This is a genomic window from Planctomycetota bacterium (genome assembly GCA_035384565.1).
Classification (GTDB): domain Bacteria; phylum Planctomycetota; class PUPC01; order DSUN01; family DSUN01; genus DAOOIT01.
Map to the genome: position 1 here is coordinate 50,018 of DAOOIT010000034.1, position 17,550 is coordinate 67,567.

The window sequence follows — 17,550 nt, forward strand, 5'->3', positions numbered from 1 at the left end:
CGAAAGGACGCGAATGAGGAGACAGGGACGCGGAGCGTCCGAAGCCGGCGTCCCCACGCGGAGCGCAGGGACGAGAAGCCGTTCTATCACGGCGCGGGCGGGACCCTCGCCTGCGGCTTGCCGTTCTGCGCGCGGCTCAAGAGGTCGAGGAAGCGCGGCTTCAGGGCCTCGCCGCCCAGGTCGGGGTGGGAGATCTGGAGCTTGAGGATGCTCTTCACCACGAAGTCGGAGCGGTTGTCGAGGTAGATCATGAAGAGCTGTTCGTACTTCGTCTCCCACCACTCCTTGGAGTATTCGGGCACTCCACGAAGAATCGTGTCGTAAATGCGTCGCGCGCCGACGTAGTCTTTGCGCAGGCGATGAAGGTCGGCCCGCTGCCGCAGCAGGTCGAGCGAGGTGCCCACCAGCTTCTCCATCTGTTCAAGATATTGGAGAGCGTTGGCGTACATGCGGAGGTTGATGCAGCATTTCACCAGCCGGTCGTAGACGCCGACGACGATCTTGCCCTCCTCGCTCTTGGGGTCGAGGCGGCGAAGGTCCGCCTTCTCGACCTGCGGCTTGTAGAGGTCGAGGGCCTTCCGCCAATCCTCGCGCTCGTAGAAGCCGTTGGCGAGCCAGAGCTCGAGGGGCGGGTCCTTGCCGAGGGCCTTGATGACCACGGGATAGTAGAGGTTGAGGGCAATGGTGGTGGCCTTCTTCGCATTCTCGGCGTCGCCGGCATCGGCGAACTTCTGGGCGAGCGCGCGATGGAGGTCGGCCAGCAGGCGGACCAGTTCCTCGGGCGACACGACGCCGGGGAAGCGCTCGGGGAAGGTCTTGAGGAGGGCGATGGCCTCGTGCAGGTTCTCTCCGGCGCGGTGGAGGCGCACGAGCATCAGGGCGGCCTGGCCGCGGCGCTGCGCGGTGCCCTCGGCGTTCTTGGGATTCGGCTCGGGCTTGGATTCGGAGACGGTGAGGAAGCGGGAGAGCTTCTCGATGGCCGCCGAGCGCTTCTCCCGGGCCTCGGAGGTAGTCTTGTCGGCCAGGCGCGCGAAGTGGTTGTAGGCGGCGAGGGCGTCGCCGTAGGCCGCGAGCACCTCATCCACCTTCTCGCGGTACAAGGGCGAGTAGCGGTAGTAGACTTCGAGGCAGAGGATGGCCAGCGCGGTCGTGTAGACGCGGCCGCCCACGCTGCCGCCGTAGGTGAGGGGCGGCCAGCTCCCCTCCTTGTCGCCGTCGCGATCCTGGATCTTGACAAGCAGGTCGCGGACCTGCGGGTGCCACTTCTCCCAGGCCGCGCTGCGGCGCTGGTGCAGCGCGAGGTTGGCGTAGTACCAGAAGTAGTAGTTGTTGGTGCTGGTGAAGAGGGCCATCTTGTCGAGAGGGATGGGCATGTCGGCGTCGCGCTCGACCCACTTGGGCGGGTTGGCGTTGATGACGGCGCCGGCGCGCTCGATGTACGGGTCGTCGCCCGCCATGCCCAGGTACTGGTGGCACAGGAGGCCGACGGCGTGGAGGGCGACTCCCATCGGGAGCCTGCCGAGGTAGAAGGTCTTCCCCTCCTGCTTGTCGGTGACCGAGTCGAAGAAGCGGCGGGCCTCGCCAAGCGCCTTGGGCGGGACGTCGAGGCCCACCAGCGTCGCAAGCCGCAGCGCCATGACCATCCAGCCGCTGATCGAGGAGTCGCCGTCCGGGGAGTTGTGGTAGTAGCGCCAGCCGCCGGTCGAGTTCTGGCTCTTGCAGATGAAGTCAATGGCCCGCTGGGCCGGCTCCTGGAGGCGCAGGTCCTGAGTCATCCCGTAGGCTTCGACCAGCGCCAGGGTGGCCATCGCATGGCAGTACATGTAGCCGCCGGGGCGCTTGCCCTCGTGGGTGAGGGCAATGCAGCCCTCGCGGTCCTGCTGGCTCCGAAGATAGCCGAGCGCGCTATCCACCACGCGGAGGAACTTGCCCCGCTTGTGGGTGTAGCCGGCGCCGAGGAAGGCCAGGGTAGCCAGGCCCGAGATGCCGGGATCGGCCCACCGCGCGCCCTCGCTGTCGGTGCGCCAGCCGCCCGTGGGAAGCTGCTTGCGCGAGAGCCACAGAAGGCCGAGTTCGACGGCGTTCTCGGAGCCGGGCGTGGCGCCGCCGCCCCCCTCCACAATGGCCTGCCTGCCCCCCGGCGTGCGCGCGGCGAATGGCCCGCCCTCCACCGCTACGACGCGGGCGCTCGCCTTCTCGGCCTCTGCTATGGCCGGCGCATCCTCCAGCGGCTTGAACGTGTGGCGCTCGAGCGGCGGCTCGATGGCGGGCGGCTCGGGCGACACGTGCGTCGAGATATCCACAGGCGGACGAACCGGCTCGGGCGGACGGATGCTGACGACGTGTATGGTGGCGATGATCTCTTCGCGCACGCGAACGTTGATCTTCCAGTTCATGAGGATGAAGATCACGATGGCGTGGACGAGGAGCGAGAGGCCCCACCAGGGGGTTCGGCGGGCTGTGTTGGCGAGCTTTTCCCTGAAGGTCGGCACAGGCTAGCCCTTGCGCACCGGGGTCCCTGAGCGGCCAGCCCCCGGCCTCCCCCATTATACGAACTGGCGGGGTGCAATTCACGCCTTTTGGCGCGAGTCACTGGGCCAGCGTCTTCCTCAGTTCCTCAATGGCCCCTGTTGCGGCGTCGGCGCTCGCCGCCTTGAGAACCAGGCCCACGCGGTCGCCCGCCAGCAGGAATGACACGAAGTTGTCGGGCGCGGCCCCGTACACCTGGGGCCCACCCTGCTTCCCAGGCACGGCCTTGGGGGCGTAGAGCTCCACACAACGCTGGAGCGCGGCTTCGGCAGCGGCGGGTGTCGCATACTCGACTACCAGGATCTGGTGGCTCGGCTTGCCGTCGCGAGCGTAGCGGGCAAAGGCGGCGGGGATGCCGGGCGCGAGGGCCAGGCCCTTCGGCCCCGTGAGGTCGGCCGGAAGCACGTCGGGCGCGGCCAACTCGTGGTGGAAGTAGTGGACGCTGGTCGGCTGACGCGCCGCGAGCGGCAGCGCGGTGACCACGGAGGGCAGCTTGGCCGCGCCCTCGGGCATTCGCGCGAGCAGGGCTTTGGCGAGCCCCACCAGGTCCTCGCGCGAGGCAGGCTTCTGGCCCAGGCTCACGAGGTGCAGGTAGTGAGCGCCGTTCCACGCCCACACCTCGCCTTCGCCCGAGGCACCGCCGTTGCCGAGCTTCTCGAGCGTCCGGGCGCCCGCCGAGCAGTCGCGGCTGTACGCGCCGAACGCCTCCTCGGGGCTTGCGAAGTACCACAGGTCGGCATTCACCTCCAGCCGGCCCTGCTTGTACTTGGCCGCCGCCACCTGTACGAAGGCATAGGTGAGGTACGGCTCGCCGGCGCCGTTGATATACTCGAACAGGCCATTCGGCCCGACGTAGAGGCGCACGTCGCCCTCCAGCTCCCACGCATCCACTCTGGGCGCGAGAACGCTCTTGGGGTCCACTGCCCGGACCACGGCGGCCGGCTCTTCGGCCGCCACGCGGGCCGTGTCGGCCGGCCCCTCGACGCGAATGGCCGCTTCGCCTGCGACCGGGCAGACGTTCTCGCAGAACCCGCAGCCCACGCAGAGGTCCTCGACCACGTAGGGCCGGTCAATGACGATCTCCTTGCCGCCGACCTTGCCGACGAAGCGGTTGTAGCGGATCGCCTTGCCCGGCACGGGGCAGGCCTCCTCGCAGGTGCCGCAGTTGCAGTCCTTCCACTCGGTCAGGCCCTCGCGGTAGCGGGCGTGGCCGCGCCACGGGATGCAGCGGCTCATATCGAACTTCGCCTTGCCCAGGGCGCGGGTGCGCTTCTGCTCCAGCGTGAGCTGCTCGATGGCCTGCGACGGGCACACCTGGCCGCAGGAGGTGCAGGTGTAGACGCAGTAGCCCAGGCGAGGCACAAGGCGCGGGGTCCACAGCCCCTCGAGGCCCGCCTCCAGGGCCGATGGCTGAAGCGCCCGTGTGGGGCACACGCGCATGCACTCGCCGCAGCGCACGCAGCGGGCGAGAAACTCGTCCTCCGGCCGCGCGCCGGGCGGCCGCAGGAGCGGCAGCCGGCCTTTGGCGCCATGTCGAGCGGGGTTGATGCGCAGGAACGGCAGCGCGGCCACCGTGGCCGCCATCGTGGCCACGAAGCCCCGCTTCGTGAGGTCCACCGCCACGTCCTGCTCCTTCGGCTGGCGACGAAGGAAGCGGATGGCATCCACAGGGCATGCCTCCTGGCACCGAAGGCACAGGATGCACTCGCCGCTTCGCGTGCCCTTGCCCTGATCCGTGATGCAGTCCATCGGGCAGATGCGCTCGCACTTCCGGCACGAGATGCACTCTTCGCTCACCGAACGGCGGAGCAACGGCTTGAGGCCGGCGGCCCCCAACAGCGCTCCGAGCGGACAGAGATTGCGGCACCAGTAGCGGCGATACCACACGCCCATTCCGACAAGTGCCACGAAGAGGCCGAAGAAGAGGGCCTGCTGGCTGTAGGTGGGCACGCTGCTATCGGCGAGCACGGCACGCGAGCCCCTTGCCCACCAGTCGCCGAGTGCGCCGGCGGGCAGGTCCTGGAGCGTCAGCCCCACGCCGTTGCTCAGCCACGCCACATAGGGCACGATGGCCAGGCCGTAGCTGCGGGTGGCGATGCTGAGCGGGTCCAGCCAGCCCGATGCACTGACGCCCAGGGCCGCGCCCACGAGCACGAAGGCGAGCAGGTAGTATTTCAGCCTGCGCCCGTCGTAGAAGGCGGGTTTGCGCCCTTTCCGCACCATCGCGAGCGTGGCGTCACACGCATCAATCGTGCTGCCGAGCGGGCAGACCCAGCCGCAGAAGAAGCGCCCGAAGAGCACCGCCAGGACGAGCAACACAAGGGCCGGCACATAGCGGACAATGAAGTCCCCTGCCCCCAGCATCGTGGCCAACGCCGCCAGCGGGCTCAAGCGCAGCACGGCGTCGGGCGGCACAAGGCGGGCCAGCGGCGCCCCCAGCAGGCTGGCCGCATGCACCAGGAGCACCACGAAGGCAAGGAAAGTCACGACCTGGGTGATGCGCCGCAGCGTGCTCATCAGGCCTCTCTGACCGTGAATTTCAGATCGCCCAGGCCGGCTTCGGCGCCGCGGCGGATGAACCCCACATCGGCCGGGTCGCGCCCGAACAACTCGCGGGCCGCGTAGGCGTCCACGGCCACGGGGTCGGTGCCCACGATGATGCGCTGCGCGCGCTCGGGCGACTCATCCACGTCGGAACGCCTGGGGCTGTTCGGCCCGTTGCGGAACATCACGCGGGTGGCGTCGAGGATCGTGAGGTCCACCTTCACCACGCGGTGGAGGTCGGCGATCTTCTCGTGAATCTGCTGGTGGAGCTGGCCGCGTTCGCCGCCCACCATGCCGAAGGCGTTCTTCATGCCCAGCGTGAGGCCCGAGGTGCTGTGGGTCTTTGCCGCAGGCAGGTTGATCAGCACATCCACCTGGTCCTGGAACAGCACGAGTTCGTAGAAGGGCCACGCCTTCAGGGCGAAGGCATCGGGGATCGGCACCTCGTGGAAGCGGCTCTCGTCCACATAATGCACCGTGCCGCCGGCCTGCCGGACAGCGTCGGCGATGCCGCTGGTGCGGTAGGGGCCGGAGGGGTCGCGGGACATGGTGCGATCGAAGACGATGACGCGCGCGTCCGGGCTGGCCTCGCGGCACAGCCGCACCACGGCGGCCACGGTGGCGGGGTTGGCATTGGCGCCTGTCTCGGGAGGGAGATCCCAGGCCATGTTCGGTTTGATCACCACGGTCTGCCTGCCGGTGACGAGGGCTTTCAGGCCGCCGGCAGCCTCGAGGGCGCGGCGGACGTTCTCCGCCGGCATCGGGCCTTTGGCCACGATGACCTTGCCCGGCCCGAGGCGGAGTTGGTGGGGAGCGGGCGCCTTGAGCAGGCGGTTCACGCGGCGCGAGCGCCGCCAGAGCCCCAGCCCGAAGGTGGCCCCGGCCACGCTCGCGGTGCCCACCACGAAACCTCGGCGCGTCATCTCGGCCTTCATCGCCGGCCTCCACCCCCCTCGCCAGGAGACTGTAAGATAGCAGATGCCGCCGTGCGCTGTCAACCAGCAAGTTTCCCTTGCAATCTGGGGCCTGATCCATATAATTATTGGTCTGCACGGTGTTTGGAGACACTCGGCTGTTTACGTGCGCCAACGAAGGGGCAAGCCAAGCATGGCCGAAACCAGCACGCAGGTGCTCGATGTCCAGCAACTCCTCCTCGGCAGCAAGGGCGATGTGGCGCAGTACCTGCTCCTGCGCCCGGCTCAGGGGCAGTCGCTCGACCAGCGTCGCCGGCTCGAGGGGCTGGTGATCGAGCTGATGGAGAACCCGGTGGCCGACGGCAAGCCATTGGCCCGCGAAGAGGCCGCGCTCATCATCGGCGTGGGCCTGTGGGCGTTGGGCCGTCTGGAGGAGGCGATCGCCAGCCTCACAGCGGCGGGCTCGCCCGAGGCGGACTACTTCCTGGGCCAGTGCTACCTCGAGAGCGGGTACTTTGCAAAGGCCGTCGAGGCGTTCGAGCGCGCCCAGCGCGCCAAGGCGGCCACAAAGCGTCTCGCGGCCTATGGCGAAGCCGAAGCCATGGCCAAGGGCGGCCGCCCCGAGGCGGCTCTCACAAACGCCCGGGCATTGGTCCGCGCCAATCCCGACGACCCGACGGCCCACTACCTGCTCGGGCTGTGCCTGGATCTGACGGGCCGCTACGAGGACGCTATCGCCGCCTATGAGAAGGCCCTGTCTCTCGACCCCAACTGCGCGGCCGCGACCTTCCGCCTCGGGTCCATCGAGGCGCTTCGCGGCGACGCCGACCGCGCCCTCGAGCACTACACCACGCTGGCCGCGGCCCCGGCCGTCTACGTCAATGCGCTCATCAACCTCGGCGTCCTCTACGAGGACCGCCGCGAGTACGAGAAGGCGATTCCCTGCTACCGCCAGGTCCTGCGCGCCTGCCCCAACCACCCGCGGGCAAGGATGTTCCTGAAGGACGCGCATGCGGCTCTCGACATGACCTATGACGAGGACCGCCAGCGCGAGCTCGAGCGGCGTGAGAAGCTCATGGCCATTCCGATCAGCGACTTCGAGTTCTCCGTGCGCGTGCGCAACTGCCTGCAACGCATTGACATCGAGACCCTCGGCGACCTCTGCCGCCTGACGGAAGAGGAACTCCTGGGCTCCAGGAACTTCGGCGAAACGTCTCTCCAGGAGATCAAGGAGGTCCTCCAGGCGCGCGGCCTGCGCCTGGGCGAGGGCCGCGAGGAACTCCTCGCTCCGCTGGCGGCCTCGGCCGCAGGCGCTGCCGCGCCCGGCGTGCCCGCGGGGGCCGACGAGGCGGTGCTGGCCATCCCCATCGCCGACCTCAACCTCTCCATGCGCAGCCGCAAGTGCATGGACCGCCTGGGCATCTCCACCCTCGGCCAGCTCATCGATCACACGCCGGAGCAGCTTCTGGCGAGCAGGAACTTCGGGCGCACGTCGCTCAACGAAGTCAACGAGAAGCTGGCTCGGTACGGTCTGACCCTGAAGCAGACGCCGGCGCCCGAAGAGGCGGACGAGGACGACGATGACATCGCGCCGGAGGAAGAGCTCGTGAGGATGGATAGCGAGCACGAAGCCCCCGATGAAGGCGAGTGAGCCCACTCTGGTCCACGCCTGCTGCGCCCCTTGCCTCTGCGCGATCCTGGATCCGTTGCGCGGGGATGGAGCCGTGCCCACCGCCTTTTTCTACAACCCCAACATCCACCCGCTGCTCGAGTTCCGCAAGCGGCTCAAGGCCACCCAGGTGTTCTGCGAGCGCGAGCGGGTGCCGCTGATCGCCTGCGAGGCCTACGGGCTCGAGGAGTTCCTCCAGGCCCTGGCGGGAAGGCACTCGGGGCCGGAGCGTTGCGCGGTGTGCTATGGCCTGCGGCTGGAGGCCGCCGCACGTTGCGCGGCGGAGAAGGGGTTCCCCCGCTTCACGACCACGCTCCTCGTCAGCCCCCACCAGGATCGAGAGGCCGTGTGCCGCCTGGGCCATGCTGCCGCTCGGCGCTTCGGCGCGACCTTCGACGACACCGACCGCCGCGCCCTGCACGATGCGGGCGTCGAACGCGCCCGCCACCTTCAGCTCTACCGCCAGCAGTACTGCGGCTGCATCTTCAGCGAATGCGAGCGTTACCGCGATACAACCGCCGAGTTGTACCGCGGCGGGTCCCCCTCCCCGACGGCCGAGTCGAGACGAATTGGCCATGGCTAGAAGCCGCCGCGCGCGTGCGAGGATTCGACGAGCCGTGGCCACTGCCGCCGCCGCGTGCGGCATGGTCGCGCTGTGCCTCGCGCCGTCGTGCACCCGACGGCCCGGCCCCGTACACGTCCCGTCCGAAGTCATCGCCTCCACAGGCGTCGCCCGGCCCGCCCGTGTGCTCCTGGCCGAGGGCATCGAGAGCGCCGCTGTCTCCATCGCATCGCCCTACACCGTGGAGCCGTGGGGCGAGCGGCGGCGCGGCACGCCGCCCGTGCTCGCCACCTGCCCCCCGCTCGCCAACGGCAGCGTGCGGATCACCGCGTCCGCCATCATCGCGGGCGACCGGCATTTCCCCGACGACGCCGTGTTGCTCCGCGTGCAGAGCCGCGCGGCGCTCACGCTCAACGGCCGCCGCTATCGCGGCGACCTGGCCGTCCTGCGCACCGGGCCCGCCCAGTTCGACCTGCTGAACGTGTTGCCCGTCGAAGATTACCTGTATGGCGTACTCGCCGGCGAGACCTTCCCCGCCTGGCCCGCCGCGACGCTCGAGGCCCAGGCCATCATCGCCCGGTCGTACGCCCTCTGGCGCATGGCCGAGCGGCGCGAGGGGCGCTTCGACCTCTACGCCACCGTGATGGACCAGAACTACCTCGGCATGGAAAAGGAGGACCCGCGTCTCGTGGCGGCCGTGGACCGCACAGCGGGCCTGGCGCTCCTCTACCAGATGAGGCTCTTCCGCTGCTACTACCACTCGACCTGCGGCGGCCACACCAGCGCCGTGCAGGACGTGTTCCCCGAGCCGCCCCTGCTGCCGCTGTCGGCGGTGCCCTGCCAGTACTGCAAGGACTCGAAGCACTTCGCCTGGAAGCGCACGTTCACGAAGGCGGAGATCGCTTCGGCGCTCGCCGAGAAGGGCTACAGCGTGCCCCGCCTGGCCTCGCTCGCCGTGGCCAGCCGCACCCCATCGGGCCGGGCCAAGGAGCTCTCGCTGGGCCTCCCGGGCGACCGGCGCGTCACGATGCTGGCCAGCGACTTCCGCCTCGCCGTGGGGCCGGGCAAGCTGCCCAGCGTGTGGTTCGAGGTGCGCGACCTGGGCGCCAGCCTGGAGTTCACCGGCCACGGCTTCGGCCACGGCGTGGGCCTGTGCCAGTGGGGCGCCAAGGGAATGGCCGACGCGGGGTTCGGGGCGGCCGAGATTCTGCGTCACTACTATCCGGGCGCGCAGCTTCAACGGCTCTACGAGCCACGAGGCTCCATTTGACGCAGCGGGCGTTCTTTGGTATTGATGCGACTTCTGGCGCCGCGCGCGCCGGCTGGCTCCAGACCCCACACGGGCGAGTGGAGACCCCCGCCTTCATGCCCGTGGGCACCCAGGGCGCCGTGAAGGCCCTGCTGCCGAGCCAGCTCGAGGCGGCCGGCGTCCAGATGCTCCTTGGCAATGCGTATCACCTCCATCTGAGGCCCGGCGAGCAAGTCGTCGCGGGGCTCGGAGGGCTGCACGGCTTCATGGCCTGGCCACACCCGATCCTGACCGACAGCGGCGGGTTCCAGGTCTTCTCGCTGGCCGAACTGCGGCGGGTGACCGAGGAAGGCGTCGAGTTCCGCTCGCACATTGATGGCGCGCGGCTCGTGCTCACGCCGGAGCGGGCCACCGAGATCCAGAACGCGTTGGGGGCCGATGTGATCATGGCCTTCGACGATTGCGTGCCCTACCCGTGCGAGCGCGACGCGGCCGAGCTGGCCATGCGGCGCACCCTGGCCTGGGCGAGGCGCTGTCAGCGGGCCCACGCGCGCCCCGCCGACCAGGCCCTGTTCGCCATCGTGCAGGGCAGCGTGTTCGAGGACTTGCGCCTCGAGTGCGCCGAGCGGCTGGCGGACCTGGATTTCCCCGGCTACGCCGTGGGCGGCGTGAGCGTGGGCGAGGGCGACGAGCTGATGTACCGCGTGCTCGACGCCACCGTGCCGCGCCTCCCGGCCGCGAAGCCGCGCTATCTGATGGGGGTGGGCACGCCGATGAACCTGATCGAGTGCATCGAGCGGGGCGTGGACCTCTTCGACTGCGTGCTGCCGACCCGCAACGGCCGCAGCGGCCACGCCTTCACGGCCCGCGGCGTCGTGCGGCTGCGCAACCTGCGCCACCGCAACGACCCGCGCCCGCTCGACGCGACGTGCGACTGCGCGACCTGTCGCGGCTTCTCGCGCGGCTACCTGCGCCACCTGTTCCAGGCGCGCGAGATTGCCGCCGCCGTGCTCACGTCGCTGCACAACGTGGCCTTCTACCAGCGCCTGGTGCGTGGCTGCCGCCAGGCGATTCTCGAGGGACGCCTGGCCGCCTTCAAGCGCGCCTTCCTCGAGGCCACCTCGCAGCCGGAGGACACCGAGAGTTCATGAACCCCTTTCCCACGCTCTGGCCCGCCCTACCCATCGTGTCTCAGGCCGCGCCCCAGCCGCCCGGCGGCAACCCGCTCATGCAGAGCTTGCTCTTCATCGGCGTGATGTTCGCCATCCTCTACTTCCTGATGATCCGCCCCCAGCGCAAGCGCCAGCGCGAGCACATGGACATGCTGGCCGCCCTGCGCAAGGGCGACAAGGTGATCACCCGCGGCGGCATCCACGGCGTGGTGACACTGGTGCGCGACCGCGAGGTGAAGGTGAAGGTGGACAGCAACTGCGAACTCACGCTCAGCAAGTCGGCCATTGCCGGCGTGGTCACGCCGGGGTCCGACGAGGGCGACAAGGAGGCCGACAAGAGCTGAGGGAGCGCCCCCTCTTCAAGCAGGTGGCCTGTGCAGCGTTCCGCGGGATGAGGCCCTCCCGCCCACAAAGCAAAGCCTGGAGACCTGACGCATGCCGAAGTTCTGGACGAACCTGGTGGACAGCCTGCCCCGCGAGTCGAAGAGCCTCACGTGGCGCGCGCCGCTGGTGCTGGTGGTGCTGATCCTCTCGTTCCTGGTCTTCCTGCCATTCCGCGACACGCCGTACGCGATCCGCGTGGTGCACGACACGTACGACGAGCGCGGGCGCGTGGAGCCGGAGGCCCGCCAGGTGCTCTCGACGCGGGTGACCAACTGGCTCGTCTGGTTCACCAGCCCGTTCCACTACGAGATGGAGCGTGAGGTGAGCGTGAAGAAGCTCGAGCCCGTGGGCGGGCGCGAGGTGCGCGAGCGCACCCTCGAGATCCTCTCGCGCGGCCTGAACCTGGGCCTCGACCTCCGCGGCGGCACCGAGCTGCTGTACCACATCCTGCACGACCCGAAGGCCACGGGCGGCGCCACCGCCGAGGAGATCAAGGCCGTCGTCCAGCGCCGCATTGACGCCTACGGCCTGCGCGAGGTGCGCATCCAGGCCCAGGGCGCCGAACGCCTGCTCGTGCAGCTCCCCGGCCAGGAGGCCGCCGCCCTCGAGAGCCTCAAGGGCATCATCCAGAACATCGGCCACCTGGAGTTCCGGCTCGTCGCTCCCGAGAAGTCCGAAGCCTACAAGACCTGGACCGAGACCGGCAAGGCCCCGCCGGGCTGGACCGAGTACCCCTTGCGCTCTCTCAAGGAAGAGAAGTACATCGAGCGCAAGATCCTGGTCAAGGATACGCCGGAGATGACCGGCGAGAACATCGCCAGCACCCGCGTCATCACCGAGGGCAGCGGCCGCAGCCTGGGCCCCAGCGTCGGCCTGAGCTTCACGCCCCAAGGCGAACGCGAGTTTGCGCGGGTGACGGGCGACAATGTGGGCGAGCAACTCGCCATCATCCTGAACACGCAACGCTCGGGCGATCAGATCATCGAGAAGGGCACCTGCTACTCGGCGCCCGTCATCCGCACGAAAATCTTCGGCGATGCCGTGATCGAGGGCGACTTCACGATCAAGGAGGCCGAGGCCCTCTGCACCGTGCTGCGGGCCGGCAGCCTGCCGGCGCCGCTGCGCCTCGAGCACGAGAACACCGTGGGCGCCTCGCTCGGCTCGGCCCTCATCAGCAAGGGCGTGCTCGCCAGCGCCATCGGCGCCGGCGCCGTCATCGCCTTCATGGCCGTCTACTACCTCGTGGCCGGCCTCATCGCCGACATGGCGGTCATCCTCAACGTGCTCATGCTCGTCTCCATTCTCATCCTGTTCGACGCCACGCTCACCCTGCCCGGCATCGCCGGCCTGGCCCTCACCGTGGGCATGGCGGTGGACGCCAACGTGCTGATCTTCGAGCGCATCCGCGAAGAGACGACGGGAGCAGCGGAGAAGCCCCTGCGCCTGGCCGTGCGCGAGGGCTTCGACCGCGCGTTCTGGACGATCTTCGACTCGAACCTCACCACCATCCTCACCGCCATCGTCCTCTACTGGGTCGGCACCGGCCCCATCAAGGGTTTCGGCCTCACCCTCACCATCGGCCTGCTCGTGAACATCTTCACCGCCGTCGTGCTGGGGCGGGTCGTCTTCGACATCCTGCTCTGGCGCCGCTGGATCACTCGCCTGCCCATGATGCAGATCTTCGGCCGCCCCAACATCGGCTTCATGAACAAGCGCTTCAAAGCCATGGCCGCCTCCGCCGTCCTCATCGCGGGGGGCATGGCCGTCTTCGTCTCGCGCGGCGCGGAGAACTGGGACATTGATTTCCGCGGCGGCACCATGCTCCACGTGGTCTTCGCGAAGGAGATGGACGCCGAGGAGATCCTCGCCCGGCTCAAGAAGGTCGGCAAGGAGTTCGAGATGGCCGAGGTGCAGAGCATCGCCTCGGCCGCCCAGGCGGGCCGGACCTTCGCCGGCCGCGTCTCGCGCGAGTTCGAGGTGCGCATCCCCTCGCTCTCCGAAGTCATCCTCCCGCCCACCATCCCCTCGAACCCGGCGATTGACCGCGGCACGATCGAGGCCGCCATCACCCTGCCCAAGCCCCTGAAGCCCGAGGACGCGCGCCAGAACCTCCCCAGCGACATCACCCTGGAACCCACGGGCCAACCCGACGCCGAGGGCAGGCACGCCACCTTCAAGGTCACGTCGAAGATTCTCGAGACCCGCGAGTTGCGCGCCGCCCTTCGCAAGGCCCTGAGCATCGAGGCTCTCGCCGCCTTCCAGGTCACCAAGGCCGACGTCCACTACCCCTGCGAGACCCCCGTCGAGTTCGACCGCCCGGTCCACCTCGGCGACTTCCAGCGCCATCTGCGAGCCATGGACGAGCACGTGCTCGTGGAGCCCGCGGGCGCCGAAGAGGGCCAGGCCGAGTACCGCAAGTTCCACGTCAAGAGCACGCTGGCCGACGGCAATCTCGTGCGCTCGGGCATCGAGCGCGCAGCGGCCGCCGTCAGCCTCGAGGCCCAGGTCATCGAGACCTTCAAGCAGGACCTGGCGCCCGTGGGCCTCGACACGCTGAGCGAGACGGACGAGGCCACCACGCTCGCCCTCAACCTCGCGAAGCCCCTGGCCCCCGCCCTGTTCCAGGCGAAGCTCGCCTCGTGGGAGCTGGGCGCCACCGCGAAAGCCGGCCCCGCCAACGACAACGGCGAGGTCAGCCGCTTCGAGATCGTGCTGCCCACGGACCGCGTGGACCAGCTCTCGCGCCGCATCGCCGATGACCCGCAGACCTTCGTCCTCTCCGACCCCATCCCGCGCGTGGCCAAGGTCGGGCCGGCCGTGGCGCGCGAGCTCCTCGTCTGGGCCATCGTGGGCGTGGTCGCGGCCTGCCTCGCCATCATCGCCTACGTCTGGGTGCGCTTCGAGCGCATCAAGTACGGCGCCGCCGGCGTCCTCGCCCTGGTCCACGACGTCCTCTTCACGATGGGAGCGCTCGCCGTCCTCGACCGCAAGTTCAGCATCACCATCATCGCCGCCCTGCTCACGATCATCGGCTACTCGATCAACGACACCATCGTCATCTTCGACCGCATCCGTGAGAACCTGCGCAAAGAGCGCAAGCGCGATGTGGACGCCGACCTCATTGACCGCAGCGTCAACGAGACCCTGAGCCGCACCATTATCACCTCGTTCAGCACCGTGCTGGCGGTGGCGTCGCTGCTGTTCTTCGCCGGCGGCGTGATTCAGGACTTTGCTCTCACCCTGCTGATCGGCATGTTCGCGGGCACCTACTCCACCGTGTTCATCGCCAGCCCCATCCTCATCTTCCGACGGGAGCAGACCGAGAAACGGCTCGCCCGTGGCTGAGGGCCGCCAGGTCCCCCGCCGCCGCGCGCACCTGCCACCTGAACCACCGTCCTTGCTGGGGCCGGCCCCGCCGGTCCCAGCAAGGGCTCTCTCCCGGGTCCGCCCCGAAATTCCACAAAAAAATCGAATTCCGCTCTTGACAATCGCTCCCTGAGCGGCTATAAGTTACGTATCCCTCCCCGTAGTTCGCATTCTCCCCGACAGGGTCTCTCCCCGACCGCCGAGGTGCAGCCATGGCCCAGCCGGAAGCCCAGGAAAGGAGCCCGCGCGTGCGCAAGGATGCCAAGATCGCCCTCATCGTGATTCTGGCGCTCATGGTGCTGGTCGTCGTCATCTGGGGCCGCAGCCCCAAGCCAGGCGATACGCTGGCCACGCCCGCCCCGGCCGCCACCGAGGAGGCGAAGGGAGCCGCGTCCGAGGCCCCAGACCCGGCTGACGCGGCCGCACCGGCCGCCTCGGCCGCCGAGACCCCCTCTTCCTTCCCCGGCGAACCGGCAATGATGAACCACGTGCCGCCCGACAGGGCTTCGGTCACCCATCGGCCGGCGAGCGCGTCAAGCGAACGGGTCGCCCTGCGGGCCGAGGAACCGCCAGCCGACCCGCCGGCCGCCTCCCCAGGCCCTGCGCCCGCCGCGGCCGCTGGCGAACCCAAGCCGGCCTCCAAGCCCGCTGTCACCCACACGGTCGTCAAGGGCGACACCTACACCAAGCTGGCGGCCAAGTACTACCGGGACGGCAGCAAGTGGCAGCTCATCCAGCGGGCCAACGGCAATCAACCCGTGCTCCGCCTGGGCCAGAAGGTCGTCATCCCCCCCTTGCCCGATGCTCCGGCCCCCACGGAAACGGTCACCCCCAAGCCCTCTACCCCCGACAAGCCGGCCACCACGGACAAGCCGGCCCCCGACGCCCCCTCCCGGCCCGCCCCCACCACGCCCGAGCGCAACCCAGGCCGCACCTACACCGTGAAGAAGGGCGACACCTTCATGGCCATCGCCCGCGTCATTTACCGTGACCCCGGCAAGTGGAAGAGCCTCTACCAGCACAACCGCGCCAAGCTGCCCGACCCCGCCAAGCCCGACAGCCTGCGTCCGGGCACCGTGATTGACCTGCCCGCCCTCGCCAGCACCCAGTGAACGCCGCCACGTTCGCTACCGCACTGCGACCCCGACCGCTCGGGGTCGCGGTGCGCTGGGGGCCACTTGCCCCGCGCTGCCGCTCCCGCTATGATCGTGAGTGTCGGCCCTCTGGGACCTGCGGACCCTCTCGATGAACATCGTTCGCGGCCTCTACGCCCCCCTCCCTCCGCTCGTCGCACCCGTGGTTACATTGGGAGCCTTCGACGGCGTTCACAGGGGGCACCAGCGCATCCTGGATGAAACGGTCTCGTGGGCAGCCGACCTCGGCGGCCATTCGGTGGTCCTGACCTTCGACCCCCTGCCCAAGGCCGTCATCGGGCCCGAGGGCGCTCTGTGCATCACCTCACTGGAACACCGGCTCGCGCTCCTCGGGCGTCGCGGCCTCGACCTCGCCGTGGTGCTGCCCTTCGACAGCGCCGTGGCCCAGATGCCCGCCGAGCAGTTCCTCCGTGACCTGCTCCTGGGCTGGCTCGGCACACGGCATATCGTCTTCGGGCTCGACTCGACCTTTGGCCGTGGCGCCGAGGGCAACCTGGAACTCCTTCGGCATTTCGAGGCCCGGGGGCTGCTCTCGGTTCGCTCGCCGGCCCCTGTGCTTTACCAGGGCCAGGTCATCTCGAGCACGGCCATCCGCCAGGCCATTGCCTCCGGCGACCTCGCGCGGGCCGAGGCCATGCTGGGGCGCCCCTTCTCGCTGCTGGGCACCGTGGTGCGCGGCGACCGCCGCGGCCGCCAGCTCGGGTTCCCCACCGCCAACCTCGACCTGCATCACGAGGCCATCCCGCCCGACGGCATCTACGCCACCCTCGCGTTCCTCGACGCCTCGCCCCTGCCCTCGCTCACCTACGTCGGCCGCCGGCCCACCTTCGCCCGCGACGACGCCGACACCGCCATCGAGGTCCACCTCATCGGCGTCCAGGCGGACCTCTACGGCCGCGACATCGAGGTCCGCTTCATTCGGCGCCTTCGCGACGACGTGCGCTTCCCCACTCCCGAGGCCCTCGTCGCACAGATGCACGCCGACCGCGAGGCCGCGATCGCCGCCTGCCGCCAGGCGCTGAACCCTGGCCACGCCAACTGACCGCCCGCACCCAACCACCCGCGGGCATTCCACCCCCGGGCGATGCCATGTCGAGCGAGAGCATGGCTCCGGCCCTGCCCTCACTCGCCACCGAGGCGCCCGAGCTCTGCCCGTTCCTCTCACCGCGTGGAACGGGGGGCAGCTCCAGCGGGCGCCATCTCCGTAACCCTCTATGCCCCAAAGCCTTAAGCTCTCCGGCCATGCCCATTCCATGCTTGCTCATCGCGTAGATGAACCAGTATGACCGGAACTGCGAGAATCGCCCATTCTCGCCAGTCCACCCATGCTGTATCACTTTCCTTCTCACAGGGTTGATACACCATGCGCAGGCTGCGCCCGCCAGCCGCTCGCCACAGAGGCGGTTGCCATGTGAACTTTGGCCTTCGCCAGGGCACAGACTGCGCCTGGAACCGACCCGCGAGTCGCCCCGAGTCTCCCCTCCCGAACGTTCCAATACGTTTCCCTCGTCCCCACGCTCTGCTCCTCCTTCTCGTCCCTACGCCCTGCTCCCCTTTTCTCGTCCCTACGCTCGGCGTGGGGACGGGCCTCTTGGCCGCTCCGCGGCCTCTTCGCCTTCCGGGGAAACAGGACACGGGAGTCGGAAACCTCCCGCGGGTTCCGAACCCGCGGGAGGTTGGGGTTGGACGCTGGAGCGTCCGAACCTCCGCCCCCACGCGGAGCGTAGGGGCGAGCATGATTTGCTACCCCCTCATCCCCACGCCCTGCTCCTCCTTCTCGTCCCTACGCTCGGCTCCCTCTTCTCGTCCCTACGCTCTGCGTGGGGACGGGCCTCTTGGCCGCTCCGCGGCCTCTTCGCCTTCCGGGGAAACAGGACACGGGAGTCGGAAACCTCCCGCGGGTTCCGAACCCGCGGGAGGTTGGGGTTGGACGCTGGAGCGTCCGAACCTCCGCCCCCACGCGGAGCGTAGGGGCGAGCATGATTTGCTACCCCCTCATCCCCACGC

11 protein-coding genes are annotated in these 17,550 nt (G+C 69.1%); 8 read left to right on the forward strand and 3 right to left on the reverse strand.

Translation table 11 applies throughout. The features are described 5' to 3' along the window. Positions 1 to 86: 86 nt before the first annotated feature. The 3 genes from PLE19_13800 to PLE19_13810 all read right to left on the reverse strand — a co-directional run bounded on the left by PLE19_13800 (position 87) and on the right by PLE19_13810 (position 6,008). Complete coding sequence (locus PLE19_13800) at positions 87 to 2,492, reverse strand: terpene cyclase/mutase family protein (protein ID HPD16022.1); 2,406 nt, start codon at positions 2,490 to 2,492, stop codon at positions 87 to 89. 97 nt (positions 2,493 to 2,589) lie between these two features. Continuing rightward, positions 2,590 to 5,046 carry a 4Fe-4S binding protein gene (locus PLE19_13805; protein HPD16023.1) on the reverse strand — a complete coding sequence of 819 codons (2,457 nt, stop codon included), beginning with the start codon at positions 5,044 to 5,046 and terminating at the stop codon, positions 2,590 to 2,592. Beyond that, complete coding sequence (locus tag PLE19_13810) at positions 5,046 to 6,008, reverse strand: DUF362 domain-containing protein (GenBank protein ID HPD16024.1); 963 nt, start codon at positions 6,006 to 6,008, stop codon at positions 5,046 to 5,048. The genes PLE19_13805 and PLE19_13810 overlap by 1 nt, the downstream gene beginning before the upstream one ends. 172 nt (positions 6,009 to 6,180) lie before the next feature. Here PLE19_13810 and PLE19_13815 point away from each other — a divergent pair, with 172 nt between their 5' ends. From PLE19_13815 to ribF, 8 genes are all read left to right on the forward strand, one after another. Next, positions 6,181 to 7,638 carry a DNA-directed RNA polymerase subunit alpha C-terminal domain-containing protein gene (locus PLE19_13815; GenBank protein HPD16025.1) on the forward strand — a complete coding sequence of 486 codons (1,458 nt, stop codon included), beginning with the start codon at positions 6,181 to 6,183 and terminating at the stop codon, positions 7,636 to 7,638. Further along, positions 7,625 to 8,239 (forward strand): epoxyqueuosine reductase QueH, encoded by a 615-nt coding sequence (locus PLE19_13820; GenBank protein ID HPD16026.1) that lies wholly within the window; start codon positions 7,625 to 7,627, stop codon positions 8,237 to 8,239. The genes PLE19_13815 and PLE19_13820 overlap by 14 nt, the downstream gene beginning before the upstream one ends. A 34-nt stretch (positions 8,240 to 8,273) precedes the next feature. Further along, positions 8,274 to 9,488 carry a SpoIID/LytB domain-containing protein gene (locus PLE19_13825; GenBank protein ID HPD16027.1) on the forward strand — a complete coding sequence of 405 codons (1,215 nt, stop codon included), beginning with the start codon at positions 8,274 to 8,276 and terminating at the stop codon, positions 9,486 to 9,488. A gap of 20 nt (positions 9,489 to 9,508) precedes the next feature. Next, complete coding sequence (gene tgt, locus PLE19_13830) at positions 9,509 to 10,618, forward strand: tRNA guanosine(34) transglycosylase Tgt (GenBank protein ID HPD16028.1); 1,110 nt, start codon at positions 9,509 to 9,511, stop codon at positions 10,616 to 10,618. Next, positions 10,615 to 10,983 carry a preprotein translocase subunit YajC gene (yajC, locus tag PLE19_13835; protein ID HPD16029.1) on the forward strand — a complete coding sequence of 123 codons (369 nt, stop codon included), beginning with the start codon at positions 10,615 to 10,617 and terminating at the stop codon, positions 10,981 to 10,983. The genes tgt and yajC overlap by 4 nt, the downstream gene beginning before the upstream one ends. A gap of 91 nt (positions 10,984 to 11,074) precedes the next feature. Beyond that, positions 11,075 to 14,368: a protein translocase subunit SecD gene (secD, locus tag PLE19_13840; protein ID HPD16030.1), complete on the forward strand. Its 3,294-nt coding sequence runs from the start codon at positions 11,075 to 11,077 to the stop codon at positions 14,366 to 14,368. A 269-nt stretch (positions 14,369 to 14,637) separates the two neighbouring features. Further along, positions 14,638 to 15,501, forward strand: a complete 864-nt coding sequence (locus PLE19_13845; protein HPD16031.1) for a LysM peptidoglycan-binding domain-containing protein — start codon at positions 14,638 to 14,640, stop codon at positions 15,499 to 15,501. A 100-nt stretch (positions 15,502 to 15,601) separates the two neighbouring features. After that, positions 15,602 to 16,585, forward strand: a complete 984-nt coding sequence (gene ribF / locus PLE19_13850) for a riboflavin biosynthesis protein RibF (protein HPD16032.1) — start codon at positions 15,602 to 15,604, stop codon at positions 16,583 to 16,585. Positions 16,586 to 17,550: the final 965 nt, after the last annotated feature.

What these genes read in the sequence shown, in the direction of transcription:
- PLE19_13805 (HPD16023.1), bottom strand. Translation starts at nt 5,046, where the DNA reads ATGAGCACGCTGCGGCGCATCACCCAGGTCGTGACTTTCCTTGCCTTC.
- PLE19_13810 (HPD16024.1), bottom strand. Translation starts at nt 6,008, where the DNA reads ATGAAGGCCGAGATGACGCGCCGAGGTTTCGTGGTGGGCACCGCGAGC.
- PLE19_13815 (HPD16025.1), top strand. Translation starts at nt 6,181, where the DNA reads ATGGCCGAAACCAGCACGCAGGTGCTCGATGTCCAGCAACTCCTCCTC.
- PLE19_13820 (HPD16026.1), top strand. Translation starts at nt 7,625, where the DNA reads ATGAAGGCGAGTGAGCCCACTCTGGTCCACGCCTGCTGCGCCCCTTGC.
- yajC (HPD16029.1), top strand. Translation starts at nt 10,615, where the DNA reads ATGAACCCCTTTCCCACGCTCTGGCCCGCCCTACCCATCGTGTCTCAG.
- secD (HPD16030.1), top strand. Translation starts at nt 11,075, where the DNA reads ATGCCGAAGTTCTGGACGAACCTGGTGGACAGCCTGCCCCGCGAGTCG.